The organism is Rhizobium sp. BIGb0125 (assembly GCF_024810055.1).
GTDB lineage: Bacteria > Pseudomonadota > Alphaproteobacteria > Rhizobiales > Rhizobiaceae > Agrobacterium.
On sequence record NZ_JANUDV010000009.1, the window covers coordinates 179,356 to 199,178 of the forward strand.

Genomic DNA, 19,823 nt, shown 5'->3' on the forward strand with positions numbered 1-19,823 from the left:
CAATGAGGATAGGAACCATGGCGGAAACGACTGGCTTGGATGGCCAATATGACTATGTGATCGTCGGGGCAGGGACGGCAGGCTGTGTGTTGGCCGCCCGCCTTACGGAAGATCCAACCATACGTGTCCTGCTGCTGGAAGCCGGAGGCTCCGATCGGTATCATTGGGTGCAGATCCCCGTGGGCTACCTCTATTGCATCGGCAACCCACGAACCGATTGGATGATGCGCACAGCTGCCGAGGCAGGCCTCAATGGGCGCAGTCTCGCTTACCCGCGCGGCAAGGTGCTGGGTGGCTGCACGTCGGTCAACGGCATGATCTATATGCGTGGCCAAGCGGCCGATTATGATGGCTGGCGCGAACTCGGCAATGACGGTTGGGGGTGGTCGGATGTGCTGCCCTATTTCAAACGCTCCGAAGATTTCCATGGTCCGCAAGGCGACATGCATTCGACCGGTGGACCTTGGAAGGTCAGTCGCCAGCGGCTGAAGTGGAAGATCCTCGAGGCGGTGCAGACGGGTGCCCGCGAACTCGGCATTGAGCCTCGTGCGGACTTCAACGATGGCGACAATGAAGGATCGGGTTTCTTCGACGTGAACCAGTATAAGGGCGTGCGCTGGAACACGGCGCGCGGCTTCTTGCGACCCGCTCTGAAGCGCCCAAACCTGCGCCTCATCAAACATGCGCTGGTGGAGCGGTTGACGATAGAGGGAAGCCGCGTCACCGGTGTCGAGTATCGCACATCCGAAGGCTCATTTCATGCGAAAGCCAGCGGTGAAGTGATCCTGTCGGCCGGCGCCATCAACTCACCGAAGCTGCTGGAATTGTCCGGCATCGGTGATCCCGGCCGTCTCGGATCGCTTGGCATCAAGGTCAATCTGGCGAAATCCACTGTCGGTGAAAATCTGCAGGACCATTTGCAAATCCGGACCGTCTTTAAAGTCAAGGACACCATCACACTCAACCAGCTTGCCAACTCCTGGCGGGGCAAGATCAGGATCGCAGCGGAATATGCGCTGATGCGCTCCGGACCGATGTCGATGGCACCGAGCCAATTTGGCATGTTCACGCGATCCACTCCTGGCGCAAACCGTCCTGATATAGAGTACCACGTCCAGCCGCTCTCCACCGACAAGCTCGGCGATCCGCTGCATCCGTTCCCGGCCATTACCGTTTCGGTCTGCCAATTGCGCCCGAGCAGTGTGGGCACATGCCACATCAGCTCGACCGATCCGCACCAGCAACCGGAAATCCGGCCAAACTATCTGTCGACCGACCATGACCGCTCTGTTGCTATCGCAGCGATCCGTCAGGCCCGGCAAGTAATGGCGGCCAACGCATTGCGCCCCTACCAGCCCGAGGAGATTCTTCCCGGCCGCCAGTTCGAAAGTGATGACGCGCTCCTGGAAAAAGCAGGCGACATTGCCACTACCATCTTCCACCCGGTCGGCACATGCCGCATGGGAGTGGACGCCGACGCGGTCGTTGACCCGGCGTTGCGGGCAAAAGGCATTCAAGGATTGCGTATTGTCGATGCCTCTATCATGCCGCGTATCATTTCCGGCAACACCGCATCGCCAGTGGTGATGATTGCCGAAAAGGCAGCGGATATGATCCGGATGGACCGCAGGGGCGCCTAGGGTGGGCTCAAGAATAACATGCGCTCATAAGGTCGTCCCAAGACGGTGCCAGGCAATACCGGCCCTGGTGTTGGCACGTTGTTTGAACATTGCGCGATGAAGTTGGTCAGAGCGCCGCAATAGTGCCAATGGAGTACGATGATAGAAGGGCCGCCGGTTATTGCCGCGGGAAACCCGATTGTCATACCACCTGCAGACGAAAGTCTATGGATCGTGTTTCGAGACGTCGCGATCACGTAATTTTAGCGCAACGCTCACGAAAAAATGTTCTCTGTTTGGAAATCGAAGGATGGCGATCCCTGGATCTATTGCAAGCATTTGATTCCGTTGTCTCTCGCGTTCTGCCCCCCTACACTATTGCGGTGTGAGCCACCGTATAAGCCGACCAATTGAACACTTCATCTCGGCACCTCGCCTCTCTCGGTTAACAGGCTGTTAATGTTTTAATGAAAATGAAAGGCATACCGGTGCGGGTGTGCTTACGGTCAGCGACTAAGCTGTTCCGATTTGAACTCACCCGTGGCGAAAGCCGATGTTTCGCCTGCGCATTCACCATCTGCGGGCTGTGTATGGAGTAAAGTCATGATCAAGAAGTACATCGCATCAGTGCTTGCAGCCGCTGTCATTTCCGGTCCTGCTTTCGCAGCCGACCTCACCAATTCCTATGAAGCACCGTCGTACAACGAGCCGGCATCCCAGTCTTCCGGCTGGACCGGTGGTTATGTCGGTCTTCATGCCGGTACGGCTTCGCGCCATGGCAATCCTTTCTCCGGCGACCGTGAATTCATGGGTGGCATCCAGGGTGGCTACAACATGGAAACGAACGGTTTCGTCGTCGGCGGCGAAGGGGAACTGTCACACCTGGGCGACACCAAGGTGCTCGTACCAGGCGGCAATCTGGAAGAGCGCTACCGCGTCTCTGCCAAGGCCAAGGCAGGCATGCCTCTTGGCGATACACTGGTCTACGGCACGGCAGGCGCCACGATTACCAGCATGCGCGACGGTACGGCGCAGGGTCCCGACGGCTGGAAGCCCGGCTGGTTGGTCGGCGCTGGCGTTGAACACAAGTTCAACCAGCAGATTTCCGGCAAAGTAGAATACAACTACGCGCGCACTGGCGATGTGCGCAGCAGCACCGGTGGCCCGCTTAGCGAAACGACCGTAAGCGATCACACAGTCAAGGCTGGCGTGAACTACCACTTCTAAAATCTACACTCGTATGGGGCAGGAGCAGCGCTGTGTGCCCCATATGACGACAATAGGTGCTGAAATGTTGATCCCGTATGGGAGTGCAATATTTACCACCTGTCGATGATCACCCTTGGCCAGCCTGTCGCTGGCCGGGGTAATAGAGGGTGAGTCCAGTGCGGGTGAAACCGCGCACGTCGTGGCTAGACAATAGAGCGAACAGTTCTGCACCCGTATCACCCCAGCTACAAAACGTAGATGCCACACTTATCATTAAGCCACCGTGGTGGCATTGCGTTCCCTTGCCATAGCGAGGAGATAGCAGCGTTCCGGTCGCTACGACAATGACGAGTTCCTCAACACGACCGGTCCAAAGTCGTCTTCGCAGGCGAATGTTATCTAGGAGGTTGTGCAGGCCGAATTTGCCGGCTCCCATGATCTCGGCTCCGATGTTATCGAAGTAGGCCCAAGCTGAAGAGGATATCTGCGACAACGCACGGTCGATCAGATGGACGTGCGAGCCATGATATTCGGCCCGGAAGTGGATGAGATGGAAGACGCGAGATCATAACTAGTGACGTCGTTGGCGTCTTCGTTCGCTTTGATGCCGTCAATGCGTTGAGAGTGCCGAGTTAAAGATCCGCGTTAGCGGAAGTCTGGAGCTCTAGAAAGGGTCAAGAGCCGAAGTTTTCATTGTGAAAAGGTTCTGATTGAACAACCCCGCTGTCTCGCGGGGTCGATATGATGCGCTAAAGTTAACTGCTTTGAATTAACCCTTCGGGCTGAGATCCGCCTTAAACCATTTCGTCGAAAGTTCGGCGAGCGTGCCATCCTTGGCCATTTCGCCAAGTGCCTTGTCGAGGATGGCCTTAAGTTCCGGTTCTTCCTTGCGCAGGCCGATGCAAACATTGGTCGCCTGAATGCCGCCGACAAGCAGTGGACCGCTGGTTGCCAGCGTACCTTTGCTGGCCTCTGCGCGGTCGCGGGCAAACACGACATTGTCGAACTGCCCGTCAAGGCGGCCGCCTTCGATGTCAAGTTGCACCTGCTCGGAGGACTTGTAAGTCTTGATTTCGACGACGTCTCCGAAGTTCTGCTCAACAAATTTCAACTGGCTGGTGGAAAGAGAGGCACCAAGTGTCATGCCCTTTAGCGCATCCTTGATTTCGGCAATCGCCTTTTTGCCTTCGTCGGTGTCGGTGTTGAGATGCTCGCCGGTGTGCGGCAGCTTCGTCAGCGGACCATCTGCGGCAACCAGGAACGTGTTGGGCGTGATGACGTAAGGGTCAGAGAAGTCGATGACCTTGCGGCGCTCCTCGTTCGGACCCATGGTCAAGACGGCGTCAAACTTGCCGGCAAGAAGCGACGGAATCTGGCTATCCCAGTCCTGTGCAACAATATTGCATTCGAGTTGAGCGCGCTTGCAAACCTCTTTGATTACATCGAGGTCGAGGCCCTGGAGTTCACCGCTGGCGGTGGTGGAGTTAAAGGGCGGGAATGCACCTTCGACACCAATGGTGACCTGCTTCCAGTCTTTGGCGAGTGCCGTGCTGCCGAAAAGCATCGAAAATGCGCAGAGCGCGGTGGCTGTTGCGAGAGCGGATTTCTTGAACATGGTTCCCTCATTTTTATTGGTTGGGTAGCGGAGACCGACATCCGGCACCTGGATTAGGTGATGCCGGGCCTGACTAACAATCAGTTTGTACCTGCGCGTTGTCCCTGAAAAGAGAAATGGCGTTCATGTATGTGAATTAAGTTCAGAAAAACAACTAATGTTTCGATGCAAAACGAAAACACCCGGTGCAGCTGAATGCGCCGGGTCGGGGCGTTTGGTAAAACGCGGCCTACCCTTATGGGCAGGAGGATTTTGCGTATGTCACAACATCCGCATGCGTTGCAAACCAGACATCCTGGCGCGTCTGGATGTGCCCGATCAGCTCCCTCAAAATCCACAGCCGGCTGCGATGTCCTATGATGTCGGGATGCATGGTCAACTGGAAAAGGCCACCTTCATCATAGGCCTCGTCAAATTCCCGCATGAATATTTTCAGAATATCGTGCGGTGCGATCTGGGGACGAAGTCCGCCCCAGCGATCCATGACCAGATAGGCGGCGTCATCGCGGATCCACTCGACAGGTAGTTCGATGACGCCTGATGGTGCGCCGTCAAGCAGCAGCTCATAGCAGTCCACGTCCGCCATCAACGAAGAGTCATAAAGCAGACCCATCTCGGCCGTTATCTTCAATGTGTTTTCGCTGAAATCCCATGACGGCGTACGAATGCCGACAGGGCGGCTGCCAGTGATCTTTTCTAAAGTATCGGCAGCGCGATACTGCAAATCTCTTTCCGTCGTTTCATCCAGCAGCGTGTTGCGTTCGTGGATCCAGCCATGCAGGCCGATTTCGTGTCCTTCGGCAATCACAGCGCGCTGTTCGTCCGGATAGTGCAGGGCGGTGATGGCTGGCACAAAAAAGGTTGCCGGGATGGCCTTTTCTGCCAGTAGCCGACGGATACGCGGTATACCTTGCCGGGGACCGAAATGACCCTGCGACAGGGCGGATATCGACTTGCCGCCATCGCGCAGTTCGAACGTATCGTGGTCGGAATCAAACGAAAGCGCGACGGCACATTTCGCATCATTTGGCCAGGTTGTCGGTTTGAGACTACGCCCGGCGCGAGCACGGTTCATCAAACCCTGAAGCCGGTCTTCAGGCCAGGTCCATGTGGGAAGTACTGTGTTTTCGGTGCTCACGAGGCCGGTCCTCCGCTGACTGAAAGGGTCTGGCCGGTAATCCAGCTGGCAAAGGGTGAGGCAAGGAAGAGGACGGCGTTTGAGATGTCGTCCGGCTGACCGATACGACGCAGTGGGATCTGGTCGAGCATGGCCTGCTGGCCGTCATCGCCATATGACGCCCATTGGCGTTCGTAGTCCGGGCTGGTGCGCAGGAAGCCGGGCGCAACCGCATTGACGTTGATACCGAAGGGGCCAAGCTCATGGGCAAGCTGCCGGGCTAGACTGATGAGGGCCGCCTTGGCACTGGCATAGGCCTGAATGCCAGTGAGGCTGACACCGAGCCCAGCACCACTCGAAATGAACACCATCTTGCCAGCGCCCTGCGCCTTCATGGCGGGAACGACGGCGCGTGCGACCAGGAACGCGCCGCGTACGTTGACGTTGTAGATGCTGTCCCAGTCCGCTGCGAGGACGGTCTCGACCGGCTGACGTTTCTGCCCCAATACGCCGCCTGCGACATGAACGAAGATGTCGAATTCACCGCCTTGTTCGGCTACCACTTCTGAAATGCTATCCTCATCTGTCACGTCCAGCCTGGCAGTGATGATTGAGCCTCCGCGTTTGGCGATCGAGCTGTTGCGCAGGGGTTCCAATTCGGCCAGATTGACATCCGTTGCCACGACTGCTGCACCATCGGCTGCAAAGGCTTCGCAGATGGCGCGTCCTATACCGCGGGCAGCACCCGTGACGAGCACGCGCTTTCCTTCAAATTGAATATCCATGTCACTGATTTTCCGTGTTTGGGCTCTTGTAGCCGAGCCGGGAGCTGAGTTCGTCCGCATTGCGGATGACGGCGGCGATCATTCTGTCACGGCTTGCATCGAAGCGCGCCGTGACAGTGGCGATGTTGAGAGCAGCGATGACCTCACCCGTTGCGTCGCGAACTGGTGCGGCAACGCCGGATCCGCCCGCAACGGCCTCCTGGTCGCTGATTGCATATCCGTTTTGACGGGCTGTTTCGATAATCCTGCGGATTTGCACACGGTCGATGACGGTGTGATCCGTAATCTGCACGATGCGTTCGCGGGCTAGATAGGCTGCCGTTTTTTCCGGTTTCCAATAACCGAGCAGAACACGGCCCATCGCGGTGCAGAAGGAGGCATCTGACCCGGTCAGGTCAGAATCAAACCGCACCAGTTGGTGGCTGACGCTTTTGGCGAGAAGCTTGATGCGACCATCGCGGCGACGTGCGCCAAGAAAGACTGTTTCTCCCTCGGCATCGCGCAGGGCATCCATGATCGGCTGTGCCGTCGCGATCAACTGCGCATCACGCCCGCTTGACCAGCCGGGTCCGTTACGGAAGGCCTCGTGGATACGATAGGCTTCGGACTCGTCCCGCGTGACGTAAGCGCGGGACACCAGGGTCGCTAGCAAATTGAAGGTGCTGCTCTTGGGGTATCCCAGTTCCGAGACAATCATCTTCAGGGTCAGGGGTTTCTGTGCGCGGGCAAGAAGCTCCAGAACTTCCAAAACACGAACGGCGGACTTCACTTCAGAGTCAGTATTGTTGTTCATATATGTGAACCAAATTCTCATTGAAGAATATTGTTGCAGCCATACCATGTGTGGGAAATTTTGAAAAGGAGTAGTTTGAGACATGAGTGCACATGAGAAGGTCGCAATCGTCACTGGCGGTGCGCGCGGAATCGGCAAGGCGTGTGCCATGGATCTTGCACGAGCGGGATACACGCTGGTTCTCGTTGATCTCCTGGAAAAAGAACTTGCCGAGACAGCAGCATTGATTTCGGCGGAAGGTCGCAAGGTCCTGACATTCGTTGCCGACGTTTCGAGCCATCAGCGTGCGGGCGAGGTTGTTGCGCAGACCATCGAGGCTTTCGGCCGGATTGACTTTCTCCTCAATAATGCTGGCCGTTCGGCGCCAGTGGGTATCCTTGATATCTCCGAGGATGAGTTCGACCGGGCCATCGCGATCAACCTGAAGAGCTGCTTCAACTATATCCAGCACACTGCGCCACACATGTTGAAGCAGGGCGGGGGTCGCATCGTCTCCATGTCGTCCCTCAATGCACTATCGGGTGGTGTCACTGCGGCCGTCAGCCGTTTTGCCTATGCTGCCGCAAAGGCCGGCATTCTCGGTATGACACGTGCACTGGCCAAGGAACTTGGGCCCGTGATCGCGATCAACGCTATATGCCCGGGTGTCATTCGCACCGAGATCGACACCAACGTCACTGACCGTGCCGATGAGGTGATCAAGGGCATTGCACTCGGTCGGCTTGGCTGTGCCGATGACGTCGCGCGGCTGGTAACATTCCTCGCAACCTCCGAACCGTGCTTCATGACTGGCCAAACGCTAACAGTCGACGGTTTCCAGTTCAACGTTTGAGCCGCTGCCGGAACGATTTTAGAAGGACAGGGCAGAGATGATGGAGCTATTGCAACTGGTGAGTTTCGGTCCCGATGGATGGGGCCCAGCCTTGCTCACAGCCGCTCTCATGACTGTCGCGGTGGCGGGATGTGGCTTCCTAATCGGTGTTATCATTGGTGCCTTCATCGCCTGGGGCAAGCTGGCTGGTAATTTGCCGGTCCGCTTGTCTGCCGATGCCTACACCACTGTCCTGCGCGGCATTCCCGACCTCTTGGTGATTTACCTTTTCTACTTCGGCGGTAGCATGGCCGTGACCGGGCTCTTCAACCTCTGGGGCGAGACCGGCTTTGTCGGCGTGCCACCTTTTGCTGCCGGTGCAACGGCCATCGGTGTCGTTTCCGGTGCTTATCAGGCAGAGGTGTTCCGTGGGGCGTTCCGCGTGCTCGCAAAGGGCGAGATCGAGGCAGGCAAAGCGGCGGGCATGAGCCCTATTTTGCTGTTCCGTCGTATCATTGCACCTCAGGTTTTTCGCCATGCACTGCCAGGTATCGGCAATATCTGGCAAATGGCCCTGAAGGAATCTGCACTGATTTCCGTCACGGGTCTGGTCGAATTGCTTCGCCAGTCTCAAATCGCCGCTGGATCTACCCGCAAGCCGTTTGAGTTCTATCTCATCGCGGGGGCGATTTTCCTTGTCATCACCTGGGTGTCGCAACGGGTGTTTTCATGGCTTGAGAGACGGGCGCGCCGCCGCATGGCCGGAGGGCTTGCCTGATGGATCCGCGCTTCGTCTACGACAGCTTCGTCCAGCTTATTGCCGGTGTGCCCCTGACGCTCGAGCTAACCGTTTTTGCTTTCAGTCTGGGCTTGCTGCTGGCAGTGCTGATTTCACTGATGCAAATTTCCAGCTTCTGGATATTGCGTGCTCCGGCCAGTGTTTATGTCTTTGCCATTCGTGGCACCCCGCTGCTCGTCCAGATCTTCCTGATCTATTATGGTCTCGGCCAGTTCCGGCCGACCTTGCAAAGCTTTGGGCTCTGGCAGTTCTTCCGCGAAGCCTATTGGTGCGGCATTCTTGCGCTGGCGCTCAACAGCGCTGCCTATGGAAGCGAAGTACTGCGTGGCGGCCTGATGTCAGTCTCCAAACGCGAAATTGAGGCAGGTCGTGCTGGCGGCATGTCCGGCCTGTTACTCTACCGTCGTATCATCCTGCCACTGGCACTGCGTCAAGCGTTGCCGGCTTATGGAAACGAACTGATCCTGATGGTCAAGGCGACCTCGCTCGTCTCAATCATCACCATGATGGAAGTCACTGGCATCGCGGCGCGACTGATCTCCGAGACTTACCGTCCGGTGGAAGTGTTTATTGCTGCAGGGACAATATATCTGATCATCAATTTCCTCCTGACGCGCGCAATCTCGATTTTGGATTGGTGGTTGACACCCCATCTGCGCAGCATTCCGACAACCGGCAAAATGGAGCACGCCCAATGACTGAAGAGGCAGCCATGCAACCCGTTATCTCTCTGCGCAGCCTGCGCAAAAGCTTCGGGACGCTCGAAGTCCTCAAAGGCATCTCGCTGGATGCCCGTAAAGGCGAGGTCATCGCGATCCTTGGTTCTTCGGGTTCCGGCAAGAGTACGATGCTGCGTTGCATCAACATGCTGGAAATTCCGACAGCTGGTGAGGTCGTGGTGACAGGGGAAGCCGTCAAGCTCAAAAAGCAGGGTAACGGTCTTGCCATTGCCGATGGTCGGCAGATCGATGGTATTCGTGCACGCGCCGCTATGGTCTTTCAGAGCTTCAATTTATGGTCTCACATGACCATTCTTGAGAATCTCATCGAGGCACCGGTCCACGTCCAGGGGCGCCCGCGCGCAGAATGTGTTGTTGAAGCTCGTGCCCTTCTGGAAAAGGTCGGGATTGCCGACAAAAGCGATGCCTATCCTGGTCATCTTTCCGGTGGGCAGCAGCAACGTGCTGCGATTGCCCGGGCGCTCGCCATGCATCCCCAGGTCATGTTGTTCGACGAGCCGACTTCGGCACTGGATCCCGAACGCGTGGGCGAGGTTCTGGCCGTAATGCGTGCGCTTGCCAAAGAAGGAAGGACCATGTTGCTAGTGACGCATGAAATCGCTTTCGCACGCGATGTGGCAACACGTATTGTCTTCCTCCACGAGGGCGTCATTGAGGAGGACGGTCCGACTGAAGAGGTGTTTCGTAATCCTAAATCAGAGCGGTTCCGAAAGTTCATTTCCAACACGCAGCACGCTCTCTTGGAGTAACGTGCCGAGAAGATGACGGAATCAGCTGGATCGAAAGATAAGTCAAATTTACCGGCTTGATGGCTTCTCGATGGTCCGCATCTCTTCTCAGATTTCTCCTTAACGACAAGCTTTAAAAGCTCGGGAGGACCTGATGTTTGAATTGAAATACAATCTATGATTGTTGTCGTCAGGCTAAATTTGTAGACGCTCAGTTTTCACGGAAGAGGCGTGTCGGCCTCTTTGTCTGATGCTTTCATTCCGAAAAAAATGGCATATTTTTGCCGTAATTCGACCAGATTTCTAACACAATTCGTTGTTTTTCAGATGGATATCGAAATAAGTGACGATTGATGCCGCTTCATTACTTTTGTGTGTATTTTGCAACGTCTCGGCGGGAAGCGTCCAAAAACTTGCACTAATTGAGGCGACGTGATTGCAACCGTGGGTGCGTCGCGTATTTTAACGATCAAGAAGCGGGCTTCGTCTGTTTTTATTTAACTGGTTTAGGTTTTGAGATGATTTTCTCAAATCTAACCGATAGCAATCTAATCCTTCACTGGAGGTCATTATGAACATCAAGAGCCTTCTCATCGGCTCCGCTGCAGCACTCGCAGCAGTCTCTGGCGCACATGCCGCTGACGCTATCGTCGCTGCCGAGCCAGAGCCTCTGGAATACGTACGCGTTTGCGACGCTTTTGGCGCTGGCTACTTCTACATCCCAGGCACTGAAACCTGCCTGCGCATTGGTGGCGAAGTTCGTGCGACCGTCGCATTCGGCGAGGACATTGGTGGTCTGGCTCCAGGCGGTCGTTCGTCTGACTGGAACTCCCAGGTTCGTGCTCGCGTGTTCTTCGACACGAAGACCGACTCAGAACTCGGCACCATCGGCACCTACATTCGTTTGGAGGGTGACTACCGTCCTCGCGATGGAAACGCTTCCTCGTCTCTCGAGCTTGAGCAGGCCTGGGTCAGCATCGGCGGCCTGACTGCAGGTAAAGTTCTGACCTGGTGGGATGACATCGGCATTTACGGTGAGCTTGACGCGTTTGAAGCTGCAACAAACTTCAACACTGTCAGCTACCTCTACGACGCAGGTACATTCCGCATTGGTGTTGGCATCAACGATCTGTCTGGCGAATACTCCGACCGTGCAGGTTCCGAATTTGGTCTGCAGGGTTACGCACAGGTTGATTTCGGTTCCGCAAACGCTGCACTGCGCGGTGTTTACGACAACGAAGCTGAAGAAGGCGCCATCTACGCAACGCTCGTTGCTCCGATCGGCCCAGGCACTCTGGAACTCGGCGCAGGCTGGTCTTCGGGTGACAACGTTTACGTCGACCGTTTTGACTCTGACTTCGCCGCCACTTCCTACGAGTGGACCGTTTCCGGTTCGTACGCTCTGAAGGCAACAGAGAAGCTGACAATCGCTCCTTCCCTTGCTTACTGGAGCACGCAGGACAACAACGACATCTGGGGTGTTGGTGTATTGGCTGAATACCAGCTTGCAACGGGCCTTAAGGTTGGTGCGACTGTTGACTACGTTAGCCCAGACGTTGGCGACGACAACACTTCTGGCTTCTTGCGCCTGACACGTTCGTTCTAATCTGACGAAAAGTCGATTAATGAAAGCCCGGCAGAGATGCCGGGCTTTTTCTTTGCGCATAATTTGCGTGAATGAACCTTGTTCCGCAGTTGACGCGTCGTGAATAACTCGATTTTCTCAGCGGAGTCGTCTGGAGACGGTCGATCGCCTTTTCTACGACGGCAGCCCCGACAACGCCCTGATTTCCTTGGCTAGGTGTGCTACCAGGGCACATCTTTGGTTTGCGAGGCCAGGACCTAATCGTTTGCCTCGGCTAACCGAGGTAAATCATGGTGGCGATATCGCTTATGTCCGCAGTGGCTGATGGGCTCTTCCTGCCAATGGACCTTGCGTTTCTTGCGTGTATGGTGTCGTCGCCAGGCCCGAGGCCGATCAAGCACGAAGGGTCGAGTTAGTTGTCGAACTGCTTCGGCTGTAATCGACGATGAGAGCGGTGTGACGCCCTTGTACTTGGTTCACTTGATGAACAGTTCGCCTACGATACGGTTCGAGCGGCACCAATCGATACAGCGTGCAGGTGGCTTGCAAGCTCGATCCGGTTACGGCCCGCGCGTTTGGCGATATAGAGTGCCTTGTCTGCCGCACTCAGCATAGCGTCGAAATCCATCGGGACAGAACATCCCAAGGCGATCCCGGCGCTGACCGTGGACGTGAAGGTGTCGCCTTCCACATGGATTTTGTGATCTTCGAAGGCTTTGCGAATGCTCTCTGCCACCATCTCGGCACGATTCGGCATGACGTCGGTCAGAATCAGTGCGAATTCCTCGCCACCAAGACGCGCAGCAGTGTCGCCGGGTCCACAATTAGCCGCAAGCTCAGCAGCAAAAATCTTCAACACCCGGTCGCCGGCAGCGTGCCCGAAAGTGTCGTTGATGGATTTGAAATGATCGAGGTCGAAGACCAATACTGCCGTTTCCGGCCCGATCAAACGCTGACCGTAGCGCTCGAATAGCGCACGGCGATTTAGGAGGCCGGTTAGTGGATCTGTGATGGCTTCCAGAAGGTGACGTGCGGCGAGCCGCCATTGGTGAAGGGCCAGTGAAAGGGCGCCGATGCCGGTCATGCCGGCGATGCAGACAGCGATGTTGAGATCCTCGGCCCAATTGTTTGGCGCAACTCCCAGTACGGTCTTTCCGTCGGCAACTAGAACGGCGGCGCAGACAACAAAGGATGTTGCCGCCAGGCAATAGAGGATGGAAATACCGATGAGAGGAACAAGTGCTTCCCTGCGGGCGCGCCAATATTGCGAGGCAGTCGCGAAGAGCATTGCGGCAATCGCCGTATTTTGAGCGATAAATGCGATCCCGTCATAACCGATCAGCAACGGAGGGATGGAGACAAGCATTGCTGTCAAAGCCCAGGCAATTGTCACTCGCAGCGGCAAGATGTTGCTGCGAAATTGGCAGCCCGCTCCCCAGATAATTGCGAAACCTGCATGAAGAAGTATGAACGACACAACGCCAAACGACACAGCAGGATCGTCTACATAGAAACCGTAGGTCACAATGCCGCCAACGATAAGCACCAGCCCTAGCGTACAGCTGAGTAGAAAGGTCTCGGAGCGGCGTGCGAACCAACTGCCAAGCAGGGTCACACCAAGACACGTCGTTGAGACGGCAAGCGCAATCAAAAGTGAACTGTAATCAACGATCATGCCCATAAAACCATGGCAGCCACCGCCTTTCATATCGGTAGAAGCCTATGGGGTTTCCATGACCAATCTCTTACTGGCGCTGCTAAAAACTCACCCATCGGCTCACGCTGCTGGATCATTGCATCTCGTTCGACTTATCGGTGAGCACAGATCTGTAAGGCAAAGGCGCCAGAGCCTGCGCCTCAACCGTTCCGGTTCTGTCGCAATCGATCATGCCAGCCAAATGCACCAGTTAGCAGAAAGACCTTATCTGAGGATGATGTTATATGGTTGCTTGCTTTCCGAATGGCGCCGCTGCTTCTTCTTCTGGAAATCCGTGACTTCGCGGCAAAACCAGGAGCAAAAATATTGGCCGTGGCAGAAGTTGGTGGCACCCGCATCGACCCCACGCCCGATCATCAAATCCTGGTGTCTCGCGGAGACCGAGGTTAATCGCAGTTGCTTGTCGTGCCCATGACAATTGCCAATACTGTGATACTCGATCTGGCATCGATAGATGACGGTAAATCGATAAAATCGCTGAGTGATTTTAAATCATCCAGAGCGTCATCGCGTTTGACGGTGAGCTGACGGGGCTTCGGGTCAACACCCTACAAAGCCAGCAGAAATAATCACCAATGTGCGTGTTTTGTCGATATCGTACTTCATCATTCCGCCGACCTGCCTCCTATACAGGCCTGCCGATAGTTTACTAAGCAGAGGCCGTGCGTTCGAGCACGATCATGGACTGCCCTTTATAATCTCTCGTATCGAAGGCGGTGTAGCCCAGTCGACCAGCCATTTTAAGAGACGCTGCGTTATCGGGATCGATAAGGCACACGGTTCGGTTCTGGTGTAAATTGGCATTGTACCATTTGTGCGCTGCCTCGGCCGCTTCCAATGCGAATCCACGCCCGTGCACCCGCGAAGCGAATGTCCAGCTGGCTTCACCGTACCCATCAAAGGCGTCACCAAGTCCCCGGTGGAAATCCGCGATCCCGGTTTCACCGATATATTCGCCCGAACTTCTCTCAATGACGGCGAAGATGCCATAATTCAGCAATGACCAGTGGCCCGTGTAGCGTAAAATCCGATGCCACGCATCCTCGGGTGAAAAGGGTTTTCCACCCAGGAATTTGAGTACGAGGGGATCGGAGCACATTGCCAGATAAGACTGACATTCAGCCAACACGTATGGCCGTAACAACAGCCTATCAGTTTCGATCATATGTCACTCGTCATCAAAAAGCCTATCGGGCTATTTGTCTATCAAACTCCTTACGCTTTGCAACGGAAGATTGTAATTTCTCTGCCCCATGATGCGCGCTGGCTCTCATGCTCGGGCGCATTTGCCGCGCCTCTCGGGCTTGATCAGCAGAACTTCACTGATTGAATTGGAATTACAAGGTCATACCCAAAGCGCGAATATCGACGACGCGACTTCCGGTTGGGTTCGTCTGACCCGTTCGTTCTGATCTGACGCTCAGTCGATTAGTGAAAGCCCGGCAGCAATGCCGGGCTTTTTCGTGCTGATAAGACCGCGATGGTTTCAGCCTCGGGCCAGATGCATGATCTTGACCACGCCAATCGCTATGCGCCACACATTCTCACGAAGAACAATGGAATGACTGTTGATGGCGGACATCGGATGGACGTCGTCGATGTCTATTATTCCTGACCTTCTTAAACTTGCCCTGCATCCTCATTCCCGCCCCCCATTTCTCAAACCCCGATGATTGTGCAGAGGTGCAAACTCCAATCGCATTAATTTTTTAGTGTTGAGCCGTTTTTGAGAACCCCATCGCTTTAGAATTATCATTCATCAAAATAGTCTATTAAATTAGTAGATTATTTTGAGGTTTATCATGAGTGCGATTGTAAATGTTTCAAAATCCAAGGCCTTGCTGACGGGCGCTTTACTCGCTGCCACGGTGTGGGCAGCACCCGCTGCCGCGCTTACCGTGACAGACGAGGCGGGTCGCACGGTTGAACTCAAAAAACCTGCCGAACGTGCCATCGTCATTGGCAGCTACAATGTCGATATCGTCGCTGCGATCGGATCTCGAGACAAAATCGTGGGCGTAACCGGTCGCGATGTCCAACAGTACAAGTTGGCCGGTGGTAAATGGGACAATTCCTATAATATTGGCGAGACGGGCGAGGTCAATTATGAGGCGATCGTCAATGCCGATCCGGATGTTGTCATTTCCTATGCCAATGGCGGTTGGGAAGAGATTGAGCGGCAGTTGAGGGCCTTCGGGATCCCTGTTGTTGTTGCCAGCGGCTGGCGCAATGATCGCTTCAACGAAAATGTCGAATTGTTCGGCTCGATCTTCGGTCGCGAAGACGGAGCGAAAAAGGTTCTGGATTTCCGCAGCGACATCTACGCCGAGATTGCAAAACGCACAGCCGGTCTGACGCCAAAATCTGTCTATTACGAAAACGAAATCGCCTACCAGACTCCGACCAAGGGGTCTGGTTTCTATGAGGCAATCGTCAAGGGTGGCGGACGCAGCCTCTTTGAAGATGTCGTTTTTGGTGAGGCAGGCCACACGCAGGGGACTGTCTGGAAAACGCCGATTGATGCGGCTGAAATTCTCACAAGAGAACCCGATCTCGTCATTCGCGAATTTGGCAACAACTATACGGGCTCTACCAAAGATGTCTTTGACGGAGAGTGGAAGGAACTTCAGTCTCGGCCAGGCTGGGTCAATCTCGAAGCGGCCAAGAACAATAATATCTATATCGTCAACGCCTATCATCTGGGCCAGCAGGCGAAGACCCTGACTTCCCTTTATGTGGCCGATTGGCTTTATCCCGAAGCGTTCAAAGATTATCGCCCCGAGGACATTGCCCGTCGCTGGGATGAAGAGTTTCTTGGCGTGCCGTACAAGGGTGACAACGGCGTTTACTTCATCAAGGCCGGGACGGCCGGACAATGAACATGGCTTTTGCAGGCCGGAAAGATGTGGTGCTGTCGCGTGACAGCATCCACCGCCACAAGCGAACAGCATTCTGGATTTTCGTTTCCATAGCGTTTCTGATCGCCTTGGCTGTTTATGCGACCTTATCGGGGACATCGAGCTATTCGCTCAGCGAACTTTATCGACTTGCTTACGCAAAGCTGTTGGGCGTCGAGCTGACCCGCGAAGATGAGCGGCTTGCCAATGTGCTTTTGCAGCTCAGGCTGCCGCGTGTTCTCCTGGCGATCTTTGCCGGAGCGATACTGTCATTGTCCGGCGCCGCCATGCAGGGGCTGCTGCGCAATCCCCTGGTCAGCCCGTATACGTTGGGTCTTTCGCCAGCCGCGGCCTTTGGTGCGGCGCTTGCTATTCTTGTGGCGCAAACCAATGGAACAAGCGTCGGCATCACCATCAGCCTCAGCGCCATCGCGTTTTCATTGGCTTGCTCACTGATAGTGCTCGGTCTTGCTTCGGCAAAATCAATGAACATCACAGTCCTGATCCTGCTAGGCACTGCATTGACCGCGATTTTCAGTGCGCTGACATCCGGTCTGCAATACATCGCCAATGATGAGGCGCTTGCGGCAATCACACGCTGGACCTTTGGTTCGGTCAATGAAGCACGCTGGACCCATGTCGTAGTGCTGGCGGCGACAATCCTTGTTATAACGCCATATTTTCAGTTGAAGGCGGGGCAGGTTAACAGCCTGGCCTTTGCTGGTGATGACACCGCAAAAAGCCTTGGCGTAAACGTCAATCTTTTGCGTATCTCGCTGATTTTCCTGGCCGTCAGCGGATCGAGCCTTGTTGTCAGCTTCATCGGCGTGGTGGGTTTTGTCGGGCTAGTGGCACCGCATATCGCCCGCCTGATCGTCGGATCGGACCACCGTTTCCTGTTTCCGTTTTCGATGGTCACAGGCGGCGGTTTGCTGCTTCTTGCAGATACGGTCGGGCGGATGATCCTGCCCCCTCGCGTCATCCCTGTGGGGATTGTCGTGGCACTCGTCGGGGCGCCGCTGTTCATCTACCTCATCTTACGGAAAAGGAATACGCTATGAGCCTTGAGATCGAGAATCTGAATCTGCACTACCGGCGCAGGCAGGTCTTGCATGGCATTTCGTTTTCGCTCGAACCGGGTGACTTTTGTGCACTGCTGGGGCCGAATGGATCCGGAAAATCGACCTTGACGAAAGCCGTGCTCGGGCTTGCTCCCATATCCAACGGTTCTGTCAAACTTGCCGGAGAAGATCTGCTGGGACTATCGCGTCGTGATCGCGCCAAACGTATCGCCTATGTGCCACAATCCTCACCCGTGCCATTTGATCTGAGGGTGTATGATGCGGTGATGCTTGGCCGCAGCCCTTACGTAGGCATCCGCTTTAGTGAGGAGGACCATGCGAAGGCTTGCGCCGCCATCGACAAACTCGGCCTTGCCGCACTGGCTGATCGCTATGTGAACGAGCTATCTGGCGGCCAGCAGCAACGGGTGATGATCGCACGCGCATTGGCGCAGGGAACACGCGTTATGCTGCTTGATGAGCCGACCAGCGCGTTGGATCTCCGCTATCAAGTTGAGACCATGCGGCTTGTCAGAGATTTTACCCGCAGCGGCGGCATAGCGCTTATGGCTGTCCACGATCTCAATCATGCCGCCCGCTACTGTAACCGGGCAGTGATTATTGCCGAAGGGCGGCTGGTTAGTGACGGCTCGCCGCAAGCCGTTTTCAACGCTGATATTCTCAGCCAGGTTTTTGATCTGCAAGTCGATGTCAGCACGCAGGATGGCATCACGACTGTGCGGCCAGTTGAAGATGAGGACGTATTGGAGACGTCGTCGTTCCGGCATACCGAGCGCCAGTTCCATCAACTTTCCGCCTAACGGGAATTATTATGACGCAGCAACTTGAACTCAATGCCTGGATCAATTCGTCCGGCTCGGCAAATGATTCCTGGCGACGCCCGGATCTGCCGCTCGATCGTATCTTCAGCCTGGATTATTATGTCGATAACGCGCGGATTGCCCATAGAGGGGTGTTTAGCAACATCTTCATGTCGGACAGGCCGCAGTTGTTAATCAATGAAAATACCCGCCCTGAACAGACATTTGACCCCTTCGTCATTTTCGCTGCGGTGCTGTCGCAGGTCCCGGATATCGGGGCTATCGTCACAGCGTCGACGACCTATGGCGATCCCTACACGATGGCTCGGCAGCTGCAGAGCCTCAATCTTCTGACAAACGGTCGTATCGGCTGGAATATCGTCACAAGCTGGCATCCTGAAATTGCCGCCAATTTTTCAGCCGATGGGTTGCCGGGTCGCGCGGCCCGTTACGCCAAAGCGGAGGAGTTTGTGGACGTCGTGCATAAGCTCTGGGACAGTTGGCAATTCCCATGGAATGGAACAGCAGGAGATCAAAGCCCGTTCTACGGCGATGTAAAGCCTATCAACCACCAAGGCCAGTATTTCAATGTTGCCGGACCGCTCAATCTTCCAAGCCCGTCCTGGGGTCGGCCCAAGATCGTGCAGGCGGGTGGCTCGCGCGACGGCGTTGCTCTTGCTGCGCGCTACGCCGATTATGTTTATGCGCCCAGTGGTTCGCTCGAAGGATCTCGCGCTTTCCGTACCGAGTTGCGAGACGCGGCGCTTGCCCTGGGACGACCGAACAATACCTTGCCTAAGTTGATGCCGGCGATATCGCCGATCATTCGATCGACGGAGGAAGAGGTCGCTGCCTTTAAACGCGAAAGGCTTGCCGCAGCACCGGTCACCGACAAGGATATAGAACAGTTGGCGGGTGTACTTGGTGTCGATTTGACGCGAACAACTGCTGAGAAGGTTCTGTCAGTATCAGACTTCCAGGATGTGTCGCAAAGCGTCATCCCCATCGGTGTGGTGCGGGCAAGACGGACCGTCGCCCTTGATAATGGGCTGTCCTTGCGCGGACTGGCGGAGGTTGAAAAACTGCCCGGTTTGATCGCCACACCCGATGGCATTGCAGACTATCTGATTTCCTGGTGGCAGGCCGGTGCCGCCGATGGGTTCACCATCTCGCCTCGTTATCTGCCAGATGATCTCGTGTTGTTCGTTGATGAAGTGGTGCCGATTTTGCAACGGCGCGGTGTCTATCCGCGCACCTACGGCGGCCGCAGGAAAGATGCTGCCTGATTTCCCAATGAGGAAACGCAAGGGGGCGATAGTATCGACTTCGGAAGAGATAGTCAGGCTGCCTTTGTCCTTTTCGGACAAAGGCTTTGCGCTAACCTGACCGCACAAATGGTTTTGATGCCGGCGAGCGTTCGTTTGGCGACTTCGCTGATAAGAGGCTGCGGGCGGGTCAACATGTCTGGCTTCACGTAATCATCCGCTTCTCAAGTCAGGGCGGTTGGATCTGGTGCGGATTGTCTG

The 19,823-nt window shown here is 55.4% G+C and carries 18 protein-coding genes; 12 read left to right on the forward strand and 6 right to left on the reverse strand.

Features of this window, described 5'->3' with window-relative positions; genetic code table 11:
• Positions 1 to 17 precede the first annotated feature (17 nt).
• Positions 18 to 1,640: a GMC family oxidoreductase gene (locus tag M2418_RS22735; protein ID WP_259149269.1), complete on the forward strand. Its 1,623-nt coding sequence runs from the start codon at positions 18 to 20 to the stop codon at positions 1,638 to 1,640.
• A 582-nt stretch (positions 1,641 to 2,222) separates the two neighbouring features.
• Positions 2,223 to 2,846: an outer membrane protein gene (locus tag M2418_RS22740; protein WP_192490268.1), complete on the forward strand. Its 624-nt coding sequence runs from the start codon at positions 2,223 to 2,225 to the stop codon at positions 2,844 to 2,846.
• Positions 2,847 to 3,597: 751 nt separating this feature from the next.
• On the opposite strand, the gene M2418_RS22745 is transcribed toward M2418_RS22740, so the two are convergent.
• The 4 genes from M2418_RS22745 to M2418_RS22760 form a co-directional block, all read right to left on the reverse strand.
• Positions 3,598 to 4,443 (reverse strand): transporter substrate-binding domain-containing protein, encoded by an 846-nt coding sequence (locus M2418_RS22745; RefSeq protein WP_250985814.1) that lies wholly within the window; start codon positions 4,441 to 4,443, stop codon positions 3,598 to 3,600.
• A gap of 235 nt (positions 4,444 to 4,678) precedes the next feature.
• Positions 4,679 to 5,518 carry a polysaccharide deacetylase gene (locus tag M2418_RS22750; protein ID WP_250985852.1) on the reverse strand — a complete coding sequence of 280 codons (840 nt, stop codon included), beginning with the start codon at positions 5,516 to 5,518 and terminating at the stop codon, positions 4,679 to 4,681.
• Between the two features lie 59 nt (positions 5,519 to 5,577).
• Positions 5,578 to 6,345, reverse strand: coding sequence for an SDR family NAD(P)-dependent oxidoreductase (locus tag M2418_RS22755; RefSeq protein WP_250985815.1), 768 nt, complete (start codon positions 6,343 to 6,345; stop codon positions 5,578 to 5,580).
• Position 6,346: 1 nt separating this feature from the next.
• A complete protein-coding gene (locus M2418_RS22760) occupies positions 6,347 to 7,138 on the reverse strand; it encodes an IclR family transcriptional regulator (protein ID WP_250985816.1) in 792 nt (263 codons plus the stop codon).
• Positions 7,139 to 7,220: 82 nt separating this feature from the next.
• Here M2418_RS22760 and M2418_RS22765 point away from each other — a divergent pair, with 82 nt between their 5' ends.
• From M2418_RS22765 to M2418_RS22785, 5 genes are all read left to right on the forward strand, one after another.
• Positions 7,221 to 7,970: an SDR family NAD(P)-dependent oxidoreductase gene (locus tag M2418_RS22765; RefSeq protein WP_192490272.1), complete on the forward strand. Its 750-nt coding sequence runs from the start codon at positions 7,221 to 7,223 to the stop codon at positions 7,968 to 7,970.
• A gap of 40 nt (positions 7,971 to 8,010) precedes the next feature.
• Positions 8,011 to 8,727, forward strand: a complete 717-nt coding sequence (locus M2418_RS22770; RefSeq protein WP_250985853.1) for an ABC transporter permease — start codon at positions 8,011 to 8,013, stop codon at positions 8,725 to 8,727.
• Complete coding sequence (locus M2418_RS22775) at positions 8,727 to 9,446, forward strand: ABC transporter permease (RefSeq protein WP_259149271.1); 720 nt, start codon at positions 8,727 to 8,729, stop codon at positions 9,444 to 9,446. Before M2418_RS22770 ends, M2418_RS22775 begins: the two co-directional genes overlap by 1 nt.
• On the forward strand, positions 9,443 to 10,237 hold the full coding sequence (locus tag M2418_RS22780; RefSeq protein ID WP_259149272.1) for an ABC transporter ATP-binding protein: 795 nt from the start codon (positions 9,443 to 9,445) through the stop codon (positions 10,235 to 10,237). Before M2418_RS22775 ends, M2418_RS22780 begins: the two co-directional genes overlap by 4 nt.
• Positions 10,238 to 10,787: 550 nt before the next feature.
• Positions 10,788 to 11,822, forward strand: a complete 1,035-nt coding sequence (locus tag M2418_RS22785) for a porin (RefSeq protein ID WP_192490275.1) — start codon at positions 10,788 to 10,790, stop codon at positions 11,820 to 11,822.
• Between the two features lie 475 nt (positions 11,823 to 12,297).
• Here M2418_RS22785 and M2418_RS22790 read toward each other — a convergent pair whose 3' ends face one another.
• Both M2418_RS22790 and M2418_RS22795 read right to left on the reverse strand, forming a co-directional pair.
• Positions 12,298 to 13,476: a GGDEF domain-containing protein gene (locus M2418_RS22790; RefSeq protein WP_250985819.1), complete on the reverse strand. Its 1,179-nt coding sequence runs from the start codon at positions 13,474 to 13,476 to the stop codon at positions 12,298 to 12,300.
• Between the two features lie 691 nt (positions 13,477 to 14,167).
• Entirely contained in the window at positions 14,168 to 14,683 is a 516-nt protein-coding gene (locus tag M2418_RS22795) for a GNAT family N-acetyltransferase (protein ID WP_250985820.1), read from the reverse strand.
• A gap of 315 nt (positions 14,684 to 14,998) precedes the next feature.
• On the opposite strand from M2418_RS22795, the gene M2418_RS22800 reads away from it, so the two are divergent.
• From M2418_RS22800 to M2418_RS22820, 5 genes are all read left to right on the forward strand, one after another.
• Positions 14,999 to 15,133, forward strand: coding sequence for a hypothetical protein (locus M2418_RS22800; protein WP_259149273.1), 135 nt, complete (start codon positions 14,999 to 15,001; stop codon positions 15,131 to 15,133).
• A 187-nt stretch (positions 15,134 to 15,320) separates the two neighbouring features.
• On the forward strand, positions 15,321 to 16,397 hold the full coding sequence (locus M2418_RS22805; protein ID WP_250985821.1) for an ABC transporter substrate-binding protein: 1,077 nt from the start codon (positions 15,321 to 15,323) through the stop codon (positions 16,395 to 16,397).
• Positions 16,394 to 17,476, forward strand: a complete 1,083-nt coding sequence (locus M2418_RS22810; RefSeq protein ID WP_250985822.1) for an iron ABC transporter permease — start codon at positions 16,394 to 16,396, stop codon at positions 17,474 to 17,476. The genes M2418_RS22805 and M2418_RS22810 overlap by 4 nt, the downstream gene beginning before the upstream one ends.
• A complete protein-coding gene (locus M2418_RS22815) occupies positions 17,473 to 18,297 on the forward strand; it encodes an ABC transporter ATP-binding protein (protein WP_250985823.1) in 825 nt (274 codons plus the stop codon). The genes M2418_RS22810 and M2418_RS22815 overlap by 4 nt, the downstream gene beginning before the upstream one ends.
• Before the next feature lie 11 nt (positions 18,298 to 18,308).
• Complete coding sequence (locus M2418_RS22820) at positions 18,309 to 19,583, forward strand: NtaA/DmoA family FMN-dependent monooxygenase (protein WP_250985824.1); 1,275 nt, start codon at positions 18,309 to 18,311, stop codon at positions 19,581 to 19,583.
• Positions 19,584 to 19,823: the final 240 nt, after the last annotated feature.